Genomic DNA, 15,590 nt, shown 5'->3' on the forward strand with positions numbered 1-15,590 from the left:
GTTCAGTCCGACAGTGCCTTTAGCGTCGCCTGCTGCTCCGGCGTGAGTTGTGAAGTCGCGACAGCTTGGTCGAACGTGATCTGCTCGCCCACACTCGGCTTCACATTTGACCGAAAAGCGTGTCCGGAAACCATGCCCGGTGGCCCCTGCAGGTATGCGTTCACAGATTGAACGGTGACACCCAGTTCTGACGCAAGCTTCTCGACGAATCGGGCAGGAATGGTGGCAGTACGAATGGCCCGATCGCGCACCCGCATGAGGAAGAGGTTACTGACGTCCAGGCTGCGTGCGAGCGACTTGAAGCTGCTCGTATTGAGCTTGGTGAACGGATTCGCAACCTCCGCATCGGGCTGCTGGACAGCCCGCTCGAATCGCTGCCAGGCCTTATCAATCGCGCTGTCCGGCACTTCGGTCGCCGGAACATCGCCTTCTGGCGCCTCATAAAGCAGATCGATCGAACAGTCGATCAGCGCGGTCGCATGCTGCGGGTACTCCCTAATGTAGCGTTCAAGCGTTTCCCGGCCATGGTTGGGCTCCATGGAGAACGCCATCAGCACAGATTCCTCGTCTGCAGCGAAAGGCTTTGACGTACTCATGCGTCCTCCTGCAGAACAGACCTGAGGGTCTTGTAGGCACGGTCGCGGCGATTGCGCACGGTTCTCTCATCGCACTGGAGCATCTTCGCGATAGTCATGATGTTCGGGTCCTTCGAGTCGATCTGGAAGCCTTGCCGTAGCAAGCCAACGACCCGCCTCTGATCGTCTGGTAATGCGTCAATCGCAGCGTCCAACTCCAACCGGAAAGCCGGGTCGTCAATTTTTTGAGGGTCGCCTCCGAGGAAGTCGGCCGCTGCTGCCTCGACCTCCGGTGAAATGTCCTGACCCTCATCGTCATCCGTGGACAGCGGCACTGTAAGGACCGAGGCCGGACCAATCTGCCTCAGCACGGTCTTGCGGAACCGGGCGAATGCTAGGTCGAACCGCACTTCAAAGAAATCCAGCATAGCGAAGCGGCCGCTGCAGTCCTTGGCAATTCGCTCAGCGAATCGGCTCATGACCTCTTCTCGGATGTCTTGTGCCCCGGCCATACGAGAGTCCGGGATCGATGCAAACAGAGACTGCCCGACGCGCTTCATGAGCAGTCCGAAAAGCTGCTTGAACTCGTCCTTTGCGCCTGTCGCATGGGCGCGCCGCAGGAAATATGTCAGTGCTTCCGACGGCACATAGCCGTCGCTCTTCCTCGACGCGACGGTGAAGGCCTGCAGGCGTGTCGCGGCATCGATCGACTCCAGCCTCTGCAAACAGGCGTCGATCTCCGGGGGTCGCGCGAACGGCTCCCCGTTTTTATCCTTGCTTCTCAAGGGTTTCGGCATCGATCTTCTCCTTGCCCGTCAGCCCGCTCTATACATGCGTTCTCTTTTCCACCGTCACCGAACACGAATCGGCAAGGACACCTGCGGCTGGATCGGCACGAGGGTTTTGGCATAGGCACGCAAGATGTCGTTGTAGAGATCAGCATGCTTCGGGGCCTCGACCGAGAGGATCAGTGCATAGCGGATCTTCTCGGCACCAGTGGTGGCCCGGCCGCCGCCGTCGCGGGCGTTGTAGTGAATGTCGAAAACGGGGTTCTTGAGGCTGGAGCCGCGGAAGGTCTTGGCTCCGTGCAGCACAGTTTCCCATTTGCCCTGATCCGAACGCCGCTCCTGCTCGGTGGCGAACTTCTTCAAGTCGAAGAAGCCCTTGGTATCCGCGTTGCTCTTGCCATCCTTGATCTTCTCGTCGTTGGGCCGGAAGACGACTTCGAGGCCGGCCTTGGTGTAGGCCGCGGCATCCTGCGGATCGGTGGGTGAGGCATAGCAGAACGTCGCCTTCAGACGCACATTGCCGAGCAGTCCTTCCTTGGGCAGCGGCAGGCTGGCACGCAAGTACTTACTGGGCTTGAGCTCGCCCTGGTAGACCACGCGGGCCACACCATCCGGGCAGGTGATAATGTCAAGGGTGTCCTCAGGAATCTTGCCCCAACCCACTTCGACCGGATCATGCTCGCCAGGATCGGCCGCGTGAACCAGAAGGGCCTTGATGGCGAGTGGCGTCAGATCTCCGCCCAGGATCGCGCGTACGCCGACCGCGCTACGCAGCAGGTACGGAGCCGCGAAGCTGGTACCCAACTGCGGCGTCAGCACCGGCTTCACGTTCGGCGCCAACACATGAAAGTATTTGGCTGCTGGGTTGCCACCGAACGCCATCAGGTCTGGCTTGATAACCCCGGGGCTGCGGCCCGGCCCGATCGCGCTGTAGGGCGCGCGTGCCCAGCCAGCATCGGTGTCGTCGGCCGCGCCGACCGCGAGCGCATTCACGCAATCCGATGGAACCTGCACGCGGTTGTAGCCGAGCTCGCGGTCCCGGTCTCCGTTATTGCCAACGGCCACCGTCATGAGCGTGTCGCCGTCGCTGAGCAACTCGTCGATAACGGACGTCCAAGCGTGAACTTCCCGGTCCTCCACTTCGAGATCTGGGCCCAGGCTCAGGTTGATGAACTCGTAGGACCTCGACAGCAGAACCTGCTCGATGAGACCGAGTGTGCGATACAACTCCAATGGATCTTCGCCGCCCGCCTCCTGGTCCAGCACGCGCAGATGGTCCACCGGGGCGAACGGCCTGCCGGCCGTACCGTTGGGCTGGATCGGACCGAACAGCACGGCCGAGGTCACGCCCAAGCCATGCTCCGGGCCGTCCGGATCATCGTCGGCGTCTTCGTCGAGCTTGCGGTACGAGCGCAGCCAGGGGCCGATCGGATGGTGCTTAGGCAGGCCACCGTCCAGGATGGCGACACGAGGTTCGGATGAAAGGGCCTGTTCGGTGGGGAGGCTGCATCCCACTGAGGGCCCACCACTGCGTTGCAAGGGACGGATACCACGCAGCTTTGGCACGGGACGGATCACCCGCACGAAGGCGAAGCTGGCCAACCGCTCAATGTCGCGCGGCTTGCCCTCGACCGGCACGAACCACAGATTGCCGGCGATGAAATCGACTTCACTGTGGACCTTCACGCCTTCCTGCTGCGCGAACTTCACGAAAGCCTTCTGGATTAGGCCCGGGTCTTCATCCGGTAGCAGATGTAGGCCTACTTCGAAAAAGCGATCCTTCGGGCCGCCGAGGCCCACGATTCGCTCTGCTGGCGCAAAGGCGGCAAACTGTTCGATGTGGGCAAGATCTTCGCCCTCGTCGGATTCCGCCTCAATGGTTTGCGTCCATCGGGAGAGGTTGCGGAAAGCCTGGCGCTTGCCGGCGACAAACAGTTCGGTCGTTGTGGTTTCATGCGGCTGCCCCTTGCGGGTCCAGGCCTGCGGCTTGACCTTGACGGTACGGCTCCCGATGGACTCCAGTCCCGTACTACGCAGCAGTCCTGTCGGAAAATACGAGCGCGCAATGAAGCTGGGATTCATCATCAGCCGGGCTACCGCGAAGTCGCCCGGGCAAGCGTCAGCAGATAGCTCGTCCAGCGCCTTGCTTGCACTGCGGAACTGAGGAACCATTCGCTCCCTCGCCTGCGCGAACGTGTAGACCTCGGCCTTGCCTGGCATGCGCTTCGGACCGACGATGTCATGGGTCAGCAGCTCGCCACGACCGATCAGGAAATTGGTTTGGCTCATGCGTCAGCCTTTCTCCGTTGTGCGGCCTTTCGTACCGCAGACGTCTCATTGGTGTACTTTCGGATCGTGTCCCGGCTCACCCCGGTGATGTCGGAAACAGTGTGCTGGGACAGGCGGGTCTGCTTGGCCAGCATCACTGCCAGATCGATGCGGCCCTGCCTATCGAGCGCCAACGCACGCGCCTTCATGAAGTCTTCGACCAGATCAGCGTCGGTGGTCGTGCCCAGCGCCACGGCACGCCGGAAGCGCTGCACGTCGCGCTCGATGTCGCTGAACGAATGGCCGGCGAATGCAAACACCAGGATGTCGATCCAACGGGCAAAAAGGGCGTAGTCCGGCCCCAGGAATCGCTTGATGGCTTCCTTGACTGCCTGTTCATCGGGCGTCTTGAACTGGACTACCAGGTCGAAGCGTCGCCACAGCGCCGGATCGATCAGTTCCGGGTGGTTGGTGGCCGCCAGCAATACACTGCTGGCAGGCCATTCGTCGACTTCTTGCAGGATCACCGTGACCAGGCGCTTGAGTTCGCCTACGTCGCTGTCATCGCTGCGTCGCTTGGCGATAGCGTCGATTTCGTCCAGCAGCAGCACGCAAGGCTCGCGTTTGGCGAAATCGATGGCCGCCCGCAGGTTGGTGCCGCTCTTGCCTAGCAGGCTGCTCATCACGGCTGTCAGGTCGAGCACGTACAGCGGCACCTTCAATTGCGCGGCCAGCCAGCGGGCCGTGAGTGTCTTGCCGACCCCGGGCGGCCCCACAAAGATGGCCGAGCGGGTCGGCGTCAGCCCCATGGCCTGAAGTCGATCGCTCTGCCGGCGCTCGGCGATGAGTTGCCCCAGTGAATCCTCGACATCGCCGGACAGCAGCGGCGCATCTGTCGTCGGTTCGTCCTTGAACACCTTCAGGAGAGAGAGACGGGATTCGTCGTCAACCGGCAAGGCGTGGGCCGTTGGCGGCTGAGGCGACAGCTTGCGCATGGGAGAGACACTGCGTACTGGCTTCGACTTCAGGAACAGTTCGAGCTGCTCGGCCAAGTCGGGCGCCGTCCCTCGGTACTTGCGGACTAGCCGCGCCGTGAACAGGCGCACATCCTCACTCTGCTCGGCCAAAGCCAGGCGGACCATCTGGGCTAAATCTGACTGCTCTTCTCTCATTTCGCCCGCAACCTCGATAACTGATTGATTTATATTGAAAAATAAAAATTCTTCAATGGACTAAAGTAATTATCTCATAAAGCGAGGTCAAGTGGTAAGAGAGGCTGCGGCAGTGGCGGTCACAGCGCCGTCGTCGACTGGCAGGTTTGCCGTCTAGCGTGATCTGCGATTCCACGCTGAGAAGCGCCTGAGCGCCTATGCGCGCCTGGTCGGGCGGGGTGTCGTATGACCGGCCATCAGGGCTTGAGCAAGTCCGGCGGGCAGTCGGCGAACGCCGGCTGGGCCTTGCCCATCGGAATGGTGATGGCTTCATCGCCGCTGAGGATGGCCATCATCATGACGATCATGGTCCTCAGGCCGTTCGAGTTACGCAGCACCTCCAGGCCAGATGCACGGGGAGCCGTCGAAATCGGCGCCGTCGAGCAGTTCGTTGAACCGTTCGTGCAAGGCCTCCGAGCGCTGGAACATGTGTTCCAGGGGATTGTTGGAATCGGCGTGTTCTGTCTCGGGCATAGCGTCATCGTAAAGGCCACTTTGCGTTCGGGCGTCCCCGGCCATCTGAGCAATGGCCGGTCGCGCTGTCGTGCGCGTAGCGCATCGAGCCTCGCTGCGCGAGTCTCGCCCCTATCTGGCTTCCATCGTTCCCTCGCTCCGCTCGGCTGACGCCTTCGGCCCGGCTTCCAGCTTCGGGCCTGCGCGCTTCGCTTGCATGCGGTCGGCATACAGGGATGGCCGTTGCCTTGTCCAGCCGTCTCCCCTGACTTCATCACCTTACCCGCGACCGTAGCCCGCTCCCGTGTGCCGTCAAGGCGCGCAGGGCCGTGTCCTCGGCTGCGCCTGCGGGCCGCACCAACCCTGCGCTCGTTTCCTTGACGGCCCCCGTCCGCGCGCTCCTTTGGCCGCGGGCGATGAACTCAGGAAAGACGGTGGCAACGAGGCCAACCGGGTTCCTCGTGCCGACCGCACCGAACAGCCGAAAGGCTGGGCTCCGAATCTAGGAATCCGGTGTGCGGTTTGAACAGCAAACCTTTTTCGTCAGGAGAAATGCCATGCAACTCGCATCCCGATTCGCTTCCCGCTCCCCGTCGCTGCGCAGCGACTACCCGCTGTCCGATGACCAAATCCGCCGCGTAGCTCCGTCCATCTTCGCGGACGCCCCGCACGAAAGCCGTTCCGAGCGGTACGCCTATATCCCAACCGCCGCCGTACTGGCGGAACTGCGCAAGGAAGGGTTCCAGCCCTTCATGGTGGCGCAGACCCGCGTGCGCAACGAGGACCGCCGCGACTTCACCAAGCACATGCTGCGCCTGCGCCACGCCAGCCAGATCAACGGCGCGGAAGCCAATGAAATCGTGCTGTTGAACTCGCATGACGGCACGAGCAGCTATCAGATGCTGGCCGGAATGTTCCGGTTCGTTTGCAGCAATGGCCTTGTCTGCGGCGACACCGTGGCCGATGTGCGCGTGCCGCACAAAGGCGACGTGGCCGGTTCCGTCATCGAAGGCGCTTACGAAGTCTTGCGCGGCTTCGACCGCGTGCAGGAATCCCGCGATTCCATGCGCGCCATCACCTTGAACGATGGCGAATCCGAAGTGTTCGCCCGTGCCGCGCTGGCCCTCAAGTACGACGACCCCGACAAGCCCGCGCCCATCACGGAATCGCAAATCCTAATGCCGCGCCGCTTTGATGATCGCCGCCCGGACTTGTGGAGCGTGTTCAACCGCACGCAAGAGAACCTGACCCAAGGCGGACTGCGCGGGCGCAGCGCCAACGGACGCCGCCAGCAAACCCGCCCGGTGCAGGGCATCGACCAGAACATCCGCCTCAACCGTGCGCTTTGGCTGCTGGCCGATGGCATGCGCCAGTTGAAAGCCTGAATCCCCACGCGGCAGGGGCAGGCAGCAGCCCTTGCCGCTTCTCTCGCTGCTGCATCCCTAACCGCAAGGAGTTATCACCATGAACGCCGTTACCCAAATCGAAACCCGAGCCATCGAAACCGCCGCGCCGTTGGAAGTGGCCGACCCGACCAAGAACCTGATTTTGGTTCCGCTCTCGCAGTTGCTGCCGCGCCGCTCCAAGCGCAACGCACGCAAGACCCCGCGCCTGTCCATTCCCGAACTGGCCGCGAGCATCGCCCGCATCGGTCTGCTGCAAAACCTCGCCGTCATCCTGTCCGCCGATGGCGAGCAATACGAAGTGGTGGCGGGCGACCGCCGCCTGACCGCGTTGAAGCTGCTGGCGAAGAAGAAGCGCATCGCCGCCGACTTTGAAGTGCCTTGCCTGCTGGTGCCCGACGCTTCGGCCCGTACCGTCAGCCTCGCGGAAAACCTGCTGCGCGAGCAGATGCACCCCGCCGACCAGTTCGAGGCGTTCGCCGCGCTGGTCAAGGAAGGCCGCCCCATCGAAGACATTGCCGCCGACTTCGGCGTGACCCCGCTTGTGGTGCAGCGCCGTCTCAAACTCGCCAACGTCTCGCCGCGCCTGCTGGCCGACTACCGGGGCGGAGCCGTCACGCTGGAACAGTTGATGGCCCTGACCATCACCGACGACCACGCCGCGCAGGAAGCCGCGTTCTACGGTGCGCCCGAATGGCAGCGTGGCGCGTCCGCGTTGCGCGAACGCCTGACCGAGCGCGAAATCGACGCCACGCATCCGCTAGTGCGCTTCGTTGGGCTGGACGCCTACACGGCGGCGGGCGGCGGCATCCGCCGCGACCTGTTCGCGGAAGGCGATGCCGGAACCTACCTGACCGACGCCGCGCTGCTGGAAACGCTGGTGCGCAGCAAGCTGGATGCGCTGGCCGGGAACGTGCGCGCCGAGGGTTGGGCATGGGTGGAAGCCGTGCCGCACATGAGCTACGCCGAGCGGCAGGCGTTCCAGAACGCGCCGCGCCAGCGCCGCGAACCGAGCGCCCGCGAAGCCCGCCGCATCGCATCGCTGCAAACCCGCCTCGACAAGATCGACGCCGAACTGGAAGAAGCCTACGACGCCGAGGACGAGGACAAGACCGAGGCGCTGGAACCGCGCCGCGAACAGGTCGCCGGGGAACTGCAAGCCGTGGAGGAAGCCTTGCGGGGCTACGCCCCGGACGTGCGCGCCGTGGCCGGTGCCATCGTCACCCTCGACCGCGGCGGCGAAGCTGTGATTCATCGCGGGCTGTTGCGCGAAGCCGAAGCCAACGCGCTGCGCACGCTGGAACGCTTGCGGCAGGGTTTCGGCAGCGCGGAAGGCGAAGCCGGGAACGACGACGAAGGCGAGGACGCCGAGCAGCCCAAGGCCGCGAGCCTGTCCGACCGGCTGGCGCAGCGGTTGAGCGCGCACCGCACCGCCGCGCTGCAAATCGAAGTCGCCCGACATCCGCAAGTCGCGCTGGCCGCGCTGGTGCATGGCATGGTGCAGAGCGTCTTGCAGGACAACCACTACGGCCACGACTTGCCGCTGGGCGTGAGCCTGAAAGTGCAAGACCGGCTGGAAGGCATGGCCCCCGACTGGCCCGAATCGCCCGCCGCCGTAGCCCTGCGCGAGTTGCAGCAGGTCGCGGGCGAAGCGCTGCCGCAGGACAGCGCCGAACTGTTCGCCGCGCTGCTGGCGATGGAGCAAGGCGAACTGGTGCGGCTGCTGGCGGTATGCGTGGCGGCGACCGTGGACGTGGTGACGCCTCGCGCCACGGCGCAACAGCCGGGCGCGGAACTGGCGCAGGCTGTGGGGCTGGACATGGCCGCATGGTGGCAGCCCACCGCAGACGGGTATTTCCGGCATGTGCCGAAGGCCGCGATTCTGGAAGCCGTGGGCGAGTTCGCACCGTCGCACGCTGCCCGGCTGGCGAAGTTGAAGAAGGCCGACATTGCCAGCGAAGCGGAACGGCTGGCCGATGGTACGGGCTGGATGCCCGCCGTGTTCAAGAGCGGACACGACACGGAGTCGCAGGACGGCGCGGAGGACGTGGAAGATGCTGCCGACGTAGTGGAAGCCCGCGCTCGCCGCCTGACATAGCAGCATAACCCCGGCGCACAGCGCCGGGGTTTCAACGATGCCATCGGATAACGCTGAAAGCCAACGTAGGGTTAGTCAAGTCCTGGCAACGCCGGCGGCACCGCATGAATCCAGCATCCAGGGCTTTCACTATCAAAGAAGTCCACATGGACAGGCCCTAAATCATCCTGAATGACTTGGTAGGCATAGTTGCAATAGACCTGATTGCCACCAAAAACGGAGACCGCCACCCGTTGGATGCCGGTTCCGCGCATCCGTCGCAATAAATGCCGATCGTGCTCCCCGAGTCCCCAGCCGAATAACGTCAATGTGAACCGCTGTGACGTAAGTACCTCCCGGTACACCGTAGAAAGGTAATAACTATTCTGAATAGAGGAAACTTTCTGCAGCATCGTCCCTTCGCTGACAAACAGCGGCACAACGCGCTCACTGCGCCACTCCGCAAGGATGGCCTCCAGCAAACCTTCCCCAGCGTTGTGAATCTTGAACTCCTGCTCCACTGCAGTTCGGCACAGAGCCAGACTTCCATGCGGATAAAACACCAAGGTGTTAGTCCGTTCCCTATAGGGGGCTCGAAATCTCTGCCAAGCATCGTCGAACATGCCATTCCCCAGGAAGCAATCCTTGAATAGATGTCCGTCCTGAATGTCGAGTCCATAGGTCATCGTCCAATAGACCAGCAAGTCATAGTTCAAGGAAATTACCGTATCGAACCCTCTGAGGAACTGGTACATGCTTGGCAAATGACCACTCACTAGATCATATGCAGGATGCACGTCGCGAACGGCTTGAATCAAACACTCTCTGACATTCAGGTAGGCTTGATGCGTGCGATTGTCTGGTATCTGTAGTGACCTATTGACGTTTGACGCTTGCCAGACCAGTCGAAGGATCAACTCGAAATCGGATGTTCGGAAAAAGCCAAAGAGTTGCTGTACATCAGCTCCGAGTAAGCCTGCTCGCTGGGCATGATCCAGCAACGAGCCATAGCCAAAACTCGGTGAAACAGCAATGCTAGCCCCATTGCCCAGCAGAATCGTACCTCGATGGTAATTGGGTGCAACGTGCTCCCACGGCACAACGGGATATGGCATATATGGTTCTCCCTGTTCCTTTGATGACTCGTTGTCGAATAATAGCTGTGACGAGTCATTCTCCGTTGTCACTCTACCTGGGTGTTAGAGCGTGTTATGAACCTTGAAGAAGCGCAGCAGCATTTCCGAGCATGAGGATTGAGAAGACGACGTAGTGCAAGCCTGCCAGGGTTTCAGGAAGACGCTCGTAGTCACGCGCCAACCGCCGGAATCGGTTGACCCAGCCGAAGCTGCGTTCGACGACCCATCGACGCGGCAAGAGTACAAAGCCCTTCTTTGCTTCAGGCAGCTTCACAACATGCAGTTCGATACCTTCTTCCCTTGCAGCCTCCGCCGGATCTTTGCCGGTATAGCCCTGATCGACGAACGCAAGCTTTACGGTCTGGCCCGTCACGTGTTGAACCTCCTGTGCCAGGGCGCTCACCTGGGCGCGCTCCTGCTCATTGGCAGGCGTGACCTGAACTGCCAGAAGATGGCCAAGCGTATCCACGGCCATATGCACCTTGCTGCCTTTCTTGCGCTTGTAGCCGTCATAGCCAGCGCGTGGCCCACTTTCACAGGTGGACTGCACGGTGCGCCCATCCGGAATGACGGCGCTGGGCTGGCCTTGCTTGCCTTGGGCCACGCGTAACACCGAGCGCAGGTCGTTGACCATCGCTTCGAAGCAACCGGCCTGCAGCCAGCGCTGAGTCTGCTGGTAGACCGCCTCCCATGGCGGAAATTCATGGGGAATCAAGCGCCATGGTGCTCCGGCCCGGGCCATCCAGCGCAACGCATTGAACATCACGCGAAGATCGTATCTGCGCTGTCGAGCCTCTGGATCCATTAGTGTCAGGTAGGGCGCGGCAAAGGCCCACTCTTCATCGGAAACATCGGTCGGATACGGACGGGATGGCTTCATCCCGTTACGATAGCGAAACGGGATCAAAGTTCATAACACGCTCTAAGGCTGTATGGACGTGTCGGCACGATGTGCCGCCGGATCTTCGGGCTGCGCCCCGTGCTACTTTTGCCGTCACGGCTATTCGGCTTCAATCCCTCACGCCTTCGAGCCGACGCTTTCTTCCGGGGGGGGGGGCGGTGCATGGCCCAGCCCCGCCACGCGTAGCTTGGCACCTCACGAATACTGCCGAACTGGCACTGCCGGTTTAGCCAGGTTAGCGCCCCGCCGTACTGGGCGGGGCTTGTGGGGCTACGCCCCGGCTTGCTGCGGCAGGTTGAGCCAAAGCGTGCCGTCCTCGACGCTGGCGGTTCGCGCCTGTACGTCACGAAGGACGGTTCACCGACACGCCACCCGGCCTCGCTATGGAGCATCCACGCCACGCCTCAAGCCCGTCGCCGCAATCTGCGGCAAGGAGCGTTCTCGCTTGTCGTTGGGGTGTTGGCCTTGCCAGTGCCAGGGTGCAAGCCGGTGAAGCCGTCACGCGGGGATGCCGAGTCGGCCACATCTCCATTCGGGAGCGGGCGGCCTGTGCGTCCTTGGCTTGTCGTGAATCCTGGCGAGGGAACGGCTGCGCCTTGGGCTTCATGGCCGCAACCTTCCAGCGAAAACAATTTCCCCTGCGCTACGCGCATTCCTCTCGGGACAAATTCTTTTCGCTTCCAGGCTCTCCACGGTGTTGCGACCGCTGCGCGGTGCGGCCAGCCCATCCCCCGCCGGCCGGATCACAACAAGGACGCACTGGCGCGACCTCGTTCAACCCGAAAGGAGAAACATCATGGCTAACATCGGCACCTTCACCGCAGAGAAAGACGGCTTCACCGGCCAGCTCCGCACCCTGACCCTGAACGTCAAGGTCAAGCTGATTCCCAACGACAAGGGCGACACCGAGAACGCCCCCGACTTCCGCCTTCAGGCGGCCGGCCACGACATCGGCGCGGCGTGGAAGAAGACCAGCGAAGCCGGGCGGCCCTACGTGTCCGTATCCCTCGACGATCCTTCGTTCTCGGCGACGGTCTATGCCCGCCTGATCGAGAACGAGGACGGCACGCACGACCTGATCTGGTCGCGCAGCACCCAAGGCGGCCTGACGGCCGCCCACGGCGCCCCGCCCATTGCGGCGGGGCGCCGTGCTGCTGGCGCAGCACGTTACGCACGCGCCTACGGCGTGTCGCGTTCCTTCAACACCGCCTCAAGCTCCTGGCGCACCTGCGCCAGAAGCTGATCGGCCTTGCGCGTGCTGTCGCCGGCATAGGCCAGCGTCAGCAACGTCAACGGATGCACGTCCATGACCTCGCACAGCTCGGTCAGCTTGTGCATGGTCGGGCTTTTCAAGTCGCGTTCCAGCGAACTCATGTAGGTGCGGCTGGACACGTCGGAGAACGCTTCTTGGCTCAAGCCACGCGCTTTCCTGACCGTCCGTATTGCCGTGGCCAATGAGTGTTTCGCTGTCACCAACTTGGTTTCCCCGTAAAAACCAAGATGACAGCCCATTGCACCCAATAGGGCTACAATCTAAAGTGTTCATTCCTATTGGCCGAACCGCTTTCGTGCTTTTACGGAAATCCGCATGGGCGGATTCCGACAGAATCGGGGAACCGCATCTGTGTCTTTCCTGGCCTGCGGAATTCCGCTTCTGCGTTTCCGTGCATGTACGGATTCGATGGCTTGCGCCTTCGTGCTTTCCCGCCAAAGCACGCATCCGCTTCGGCGGTTCCGCGCTTCGGTGGAAAATCGTATCCGTGCATCCTCGGATGCGTGGGGATTCGGGCCATGACCCAGCCGCTCGTCACCGCTGAACAGCAGGCACAACTGCTCGCCGTCGGCGCGGCACGCGCCGCTGATCGGGGCATCGACCCGATGCCGGCGGTGCGACTGTTCACCCCTGACGCGCACGCCACCTGGTTGCTGGCCGCGCTCGACCCGGCCGATGGCGATACGGCATGGGGGCTGATCGACCTGGGAATAGGCATGCCCGGCCTGGGCCATGTGAAGCTGTCCGATCTGGCGTCCATCATCGGGCCGCACAAGCAGCCTGTGATGCGCGATCGCTACTTCCAGCCCGTGCGGCTGCTGTCGGAGTACCTGCGGCTGGCCGAGGAAAGCGGTTCGATCACCGACTGAGCAGTCCCAGCCAACGACGGCGCATTCTGACTATTTCAGTCTTACCCAAGACCTGCGCAGTCTGAATCCGCATTCTTGCACCGAAGCGGTGCGTTCTGTTGCAAACAGTCATGGTTTTTGGTGCGGGCTGCTGCACGGTGCTTCATGCTGCGCGCTGTTTTCGTGGCGGCGCAGCCGTCGCATTCAGACGATTTCCGCAATGCCCTGGAGCGAATCAGTCTTGACACCAGCAGTTACAGCTTATCCCGATTTCGATGACGACTTGATGGCGACTCGATAGCTCCCGCACGGCGGAATCCGTGGCGACGTTCCTGCTGAATGACAGGAGGCTGCGTCATGGCTGACCCGAACGCCGAACACTGGTATCCGACCGCCGCGTATCTCTACACGCTGCACCTCGACGGCCCCGCGTTGGCGTGGGAATACCTGCGTCGCCACCCCGACTACCGCCGCGACTGGCTGCGCCGGCGCCGCCGGCCAGAGGCCGCCGCGCGCTGGGGACTGCGCCTGCTGGAAGATCCCGCCCTGGATGCGCGCGACGCGCATCCGGCCTGGTTCCCCGATCACGATGCGGTGGTGCAGCTCTACCCGGACGCCGACCCGCCGCCCGACGCGGTGGCCTTCGCGTTCTGGCGCCTCCCCGGCCAAAAGCGCCTGATACACGATGGCAAGCGCCTGGTGCTGCTGACACGCTGGCCGGGCTGCTGCCTGCGGCTGGTGATCGCTCCCGGCCTGGCCGACGGCATGGCCTACGCCTATGCCATCCGCGCCTGCGCCGCATCCTGCGGACGCTATCAGGCGCTGGCGGCCGAACTGGACAAGCTGGCCACCGCCGGCGATGCAGCGCCGGCGGGAACGGAACGGTCGCGGCCGGCACCCGCGGCGCTGCTGGAGCTGAACACGCTCCAGGCGCTCGACGGCACCCTCGCAGGCGCATCCCTGCGCGACGTGGCCGAAGGGCTGTTCGGCGTCGATGCCGTCGCCGACGACTGGTACGCCGACAGCGCCTTGCGCGCCCGCGTTCGCCGGCTGGTACGGCGGGGCGATGCGCTGATGCGCGGCGGCTACCGCCGCCTTGCACAGCTTCCGCCCGTTGCACAGGGACGCGCTGCATCCCCTGCAAAACGTCCCTGAGCAAGAAGCCTTGCTTTCTTGAAAGTGCCTCTATCCGGCCGCGTGGTGTGGCCGGGCTTGATGGAGGTACATCCCATGCGACCCGCTCCCTTGCGGCCTGCCGCCGCTGCTGTCGCTGCGCCCGTGCAGCCCCAACGCTACCTGACCAACGACGAAGCCGCCGAATACCTGCGGCTGTCGCCGCGCACGCTGGAGAAACAGCGCGTGATCGGCGGCGGCCCGAAGTTCCGCAAGTTCGGCCGCCGCGTCATGTATGCCGTGAGCGACCTCGACGCCTGGGCCGATGCGCGCAGCTACGCGGCGACTTCCGACCCGGAATATGCCGAACGGCATGCGGGCGACTACCGTGACGGCCGCTGATTTCTGGCTCGCCGGTGGCCATCGCCATGTCCAGCCCATCGCTGCCCCTGCGGCAGCGACCAGCGCAGCAACGCGAACAGCTCGACCTGTTCCGCGCGTTGCCGGGCGACATGGCGCCGCGCGACAGCCAGGACTTGATGGCCTTTCCGTTCTTCTCGCTCGCCAAGTCGCGGCGCACCGAGCCGATCGACTTCCGGGCGGGTGGCATCACCATCCGCGTGGAGGGAACGCAGGAGCACGGCATCGCAACGATCTGGGATGCCGACGTTTTGATTTGGGCGGCCTCGCAGATCGTGGAGGCGCGCGACGCAGGCATTCGCCCGTCGCGCTGGATACACGCCACGCCCTACGAAATCCTGCGCTTCATCGGGCGCGGCACGTCCCTCAACGACTACCAGCGTCTGAAAGCCGCGCTCGACCGGCTGCAATCGACCAGCGTGGCGACTTCCATCCGCGAAACCACTGGGCGGCGCTTGCACCGCTTTTCGTGGGTGAACGAATGGCGCGAGCTGGCCGACGCCAGCGGCACGCCGCTGGGCATCGAGCTGATCCTGCCGGACTGGTTCTATGCCGGCGTGCTAGATGCCGCCCTGGTGCTGACCATCGACCCGGCCTATTTCCGCTTGAAGGGCGGCATCGAACGCTGGCTGTACCGCCTGGTGCGCAAGCACGGCGGACGGCAGGAGCACGGCTGGCAATTCGACTTCCGGCACCTCTACCGCAAGTCGGGCAGCGCGGCCCGCTTCTCGGACTTCGCCTACGACCTGCGCATGCTGGTGGCGCGGCAGTCGCTGCCCGGCTACGTCCTGGGCATCGAGCCGATGCCGGGCGAAAGGCTGGAACTGCTGACCTTCCGGCCCGTGCCGTTCACGGCACGGGGATAACTGCGGGAAAAGGTGTGGACGGCCTCGTGCTATCAGGAGTACCGGGTATCGTGCTATCGGGAGTACGACCCTCGTGCTATCAGGAGTACGAAAACGCCGCAAAGCCAGTAACAGCGCGGGTTTGCGTCCCCTCTAACTTACCTAACTATAAATCTCTAACTTTTAGTAGAAGCGCGCCGTTTCGGTGGACAACCGCGAAACGGCACGGCCAGGCCGGCTTTCCAGCAGCGAGGGCCGCGCCATGATCTTCGCGTTTCT

Annotated in this window: 15 protein-coding genes and 1 pseudogene; 7 read left to right on the forward strand and 9 right to left on the reverse strand. The window is 63.1% G+C overall.

The features are described from left to right. Positions 1–2 precede the first annotated feature (2 nt). The 6 genes from WBR68_RS01320 to WBR68_RS01340 all read right to left on the reverse strand — a co-directional run bounded on the left by WBR68_RS01320 (position 3) and on the right by WBR68_RS01340 (position 5,316). The gene (locus WBR68_RS01320; RefSeq protein ID WP_023082436.1) at positions 3–596 is read right to left on the reverse strand and encodes a hypothetical protein; all 594 of its coding nucleotides are present in this window, start codon (positions 594–596) and stop codon (positions 3–5) included. Next, the gene (locus WBR68_RS01325) at positions 593–1,372 is read right to left on the reverse strand and encodes an RNA polymerase subunit sigma-24 (protein WP_019184003.1); all 780 of its coding nucleotides are present in this window, start codon (positions 1,370–1,372) and stop codon (positions 593–595) included. Before WBR68_RS01325 ends, WBR68_RS01320 begins: the two co-directional genes overlap by 4 nt. 54 nt (positions 1,373–1,426) lie before the next feature. Further along, entirely contained in the window at positions 1,427–3,652 is a 2,226-nt protein-coding gene (locus WBR68_RS01330; protein WP_023082437.1) for a S8 family peptidase, read from the reverse strand. Next, entirely contained in the window at positions 3,649–4,803 is a 1,155-nt protein-coding gene (locus tag WBR68_RS01335) for an AAA family ATPase (RefSeq protein WP_023082438.1), read from the reverse strand. Before WBR68_RS01335 ends, WBR68_RS01330 begins: the two co-directional genes overlap by 4 nt. Before the next feature lie 236 nt (positions 4,804–5,039). Further along, complete coding sequence (locus WBR68_RS31475) at positions 5,040–5,141, reverse strand: hypothetical protein (RefSeq protein ID WP_023082439.1); 102 nt, start codon at positions 5,139–5,141, stop codon at positions 5,040–5,042. A gap of 28 nt (positions 5,142–5,169) precedes the next feature. Then, positions 5,170–5,316 (reverse strand): hypothetical protein, encoded by a 147-nt coding sequence (locus WBR68_RS01340; RefSeq protein ID WP_153549546.1) that lies wholly within the window; start codon positions 5,314–5,316, stop codon positions 5,170–5,172. Between the two features lie 536 nt (positions 5,317–5,852). On the opposite strand from WBR68_RS01340, the gene WBR68_RS01345 reads away from it, so the two are divergent. Further along, entirely contained in the window at positions 5,853–6,680 is an 828-nt protein-coding gene (locus tag WBR68_RS01345) for a DUF932 domain-containing protein (RefSeq protein ID WP_023082440.1), read from the forward strand. Between the two features lie 79 nt (positions 6,681–6,759). Then, entirely contained in the window at positions 6,760–8,796 is a 2,037-nt protein-coding gene (locus WBR68_RS01350) for a ParB/RepB/Spo0J family partition protein (RefSeq protein ID WP_023082441.1), read from the forward strand. A gap of 71 nt (positions 8,797–8,867) precedes the next feature. Here WBR68_RS01350 and WBR68_RS01355 read toward each other — a convergent pair whose 3' ends face one another. Beyond that, the gene (locus WBR68_RS01355) at positions 8,868–9,890 is read right to left on the reverse strand and encodes a DUF4917 family protein (RefSeq protein WP_023082442.1); all 1,023 of its coding nucleotides are present in this window, start codon (positions 9,888–9,890) and stop codon (positions 8,868–8,870) included. Positions 9,891–9,984: 94 nt separating this feature from the next. After that, positions 9,985–10,791, reverse strand: coding sequence for an IS5 family transposase (locus WBR68_RS01360; RefSeq protein WP_024308624.1), 807 nt, complete (start codon positions 10,789–10,791; stop codon positions 9,985–9,987). An 817-nt stretch (positions 10,792–11,608) separates the two neighbouring features. On the opposite strand from WBR68_RS01360, the pseudogene WBR68_RS01365 reads away from it, so the two are divergent. Further along, positions 11,609–11,905 (forward strand): annotated as a pseudogene (locus tag WBR68_RS01365) (DUF736 domain-containing protein); the annotation flags it as partial. Positions 11,906–11,991: 86 nt separating this feature from the next. Here WBR68_RS01365 and WBR68_RS01370 read toward each other — a convergent pair. Beyond that, a complete protein-coding gene (locus WBR68_RS01370) occupies positions 11,992–12,285 on the reverse strand; it encodes a helix-turn-helix domain-containing protein (protein WP_012467524.1) in 294 nt (97 codons plus the stop codon). A gap of 318 nt (positions 12,286–12,603) precedes the next feature. Between WBR68_RS01370 and WBR68_RS01375 the strand changes: the two genes are divergently transcribed. The 4 genes from WBR68_RS01375 (at position 12,604) to WBR68_RS01390 (ending at position 15,332) form a co-directional block, all read left to right on the forward strand. Then, positions 12,604–12,954 (forward strand): DUF2958 domain-containing protein, encoded by a 351-nt coding sequence (locus WBR68_RS01375; RefSeq protein ID WP_023082446.1) that lies wholly within the window; start codon positions 12,604–12,606, stop codon positions 12,952–12,954. 336 nt (positions 12,955–13,290) lie between these two features. Beyond that, a complete protein-coding gene (locus WBR68_RS01380; RefSeq protein WP_023082447.1) occupies positions 13,291–14,088 on the forward strand; it encodes a DUF2285 domain-containing protein in 798 nt (265 codons plus the stop codon). A 75-nt stretch (positions 14,089–14,163) separates the two neighbouring features. Then, complete coding sequence (locus tag WBR68_RS01385; RefSeq protein WP_023082448.1) at positions 14,164–14,448, forward strand: helix-turn-helix transcriptional regulator; 285 nt, start codon at positions 14,164–14,166, stop codon at positions 14,446–14,448. A 26-nt stretch (positions 14,449–14,474) separates the two neighbouring features. After that, on the forward strand, positions 14,475–15,332 hold the full coding sequence (locus WBR68_RS01390) for a replication initiator protein A (RefSeq protein ID WP_023082449.1): 858 nt from the start codon (positions 14,475–14,477) through the stop codon (positions 15,330–15,332). Positions 15,333–15,590: the final 258 nt, after the last annotated feature.

Source organism: Achromobacter sp. JD-1, assembly GCF_038594925.1.
Classification (GTDB): Bacteria; Pseudomonadota; Gammaproteobacteria; order Burkholderiales; family Burkholderiaceae_B; genus Achromobacter; species Achromobacter spanius_C.

Bases quoted from the DNA above. Each gene is read 5' to 3' on its own strand.
- WBR68_RS01360 (WP_024308624.1), bottom strand. From the start codon at position 10,791: ATGAAGCCATCCCGTCCGTATCCGACCGATGTTTCCGATGAAGAGTGG.
- WBR68_RS01350 (WP_023082441.1), top strand. From the start codon at position 6,760: ATGAACGCCGTTACCCAAATCGAAACCCGAGCCATCGAAACCGCCGCG.
- WBR68_RS01390 (WP_023082449.1), top strand. From the start codon at position 14,475: ATGTCCAGCCCATCGCTGCCCCTGCGGCAGCGACCAGCGCAGCAACGC.
- WBR68_RS01320 (WP_023082436.1), bottom strand. From the start codon at position 596: ATGAGTACGTCAAAGCCTTTCGCTGCAGACGAGGAATCTGTGCTGATG.
- WBR68_RS01345 (WP_023082440.1), top strand. From the start codon at position 5,853: ATGCAACTCGCATCCCGATTCGCTTCCCGCTCCCCGTCGCTGCGCAGC.
- WBR68_RS01385 (WP_023082448.1), top strand. From the start codon at position 14,164: ATGCGACCCGCTCCCTTGCGGCCTGCCGCCGCTGCTGTCGCTGCGCCC.
- WBR68_RS01375 (WP_023082446.1), top strand. From the start codon at position 12,604: ATGACCCAGCCGCTCGTCACCGCTGAACAGCAGGCACAACTGCTCGCC.
- WBR68_RS31475 (WP_023082439.1), bottom strand. From the start codon at position 5,141: ATGATGATGGCCATCCTCAGCGGCGATGAAGCCATCACCATTCCGATG.
- WBR68_RS01335 (WP_023082438.1), bottom strand. From the start codon at position 4,803: ATGAGAGAAGAGCAGTCAGATTTAGCCCAGATGGTCCGCCTGGCTTTG.
- WBR68_RS01380 (WP_023082447.1), top strand. From the start codon at position 13,291: ATGGCTGACCCGAACGCCGAACACTGGTATCCGACCGCCGCGTATCTC.
- WBR68_RS01340 (WP_153549546.1), bottom strand. From the start codon at position 5,316: ATGCCCGAGACAGAACACGCCGATTCCAACAATCCCCTGGAACACATG.
- WBR68_RS01355 (WP_023082442.1), bottom strand. From the start codon at position 9,890: ATGCCATATCCCGTTGTGCCGTGGGAGCACGTTGCACCCAATTACCAT.
- WBR68_RS01325 (WP_019184003.1), bottom strand. From the start codon at position 1,372: ATGCCGAAACCCTTGAGAAGCAAGGATAAAAACGGGGAGCCGTTCGCG.
- WBR68_RS01330 (WP_023082437.1), bottom strand. From the start codon at position 3,652: ATGAGCCAAACCAATTTCCTGATCGGTCGTGGCGAGCTGCTGACCCAT.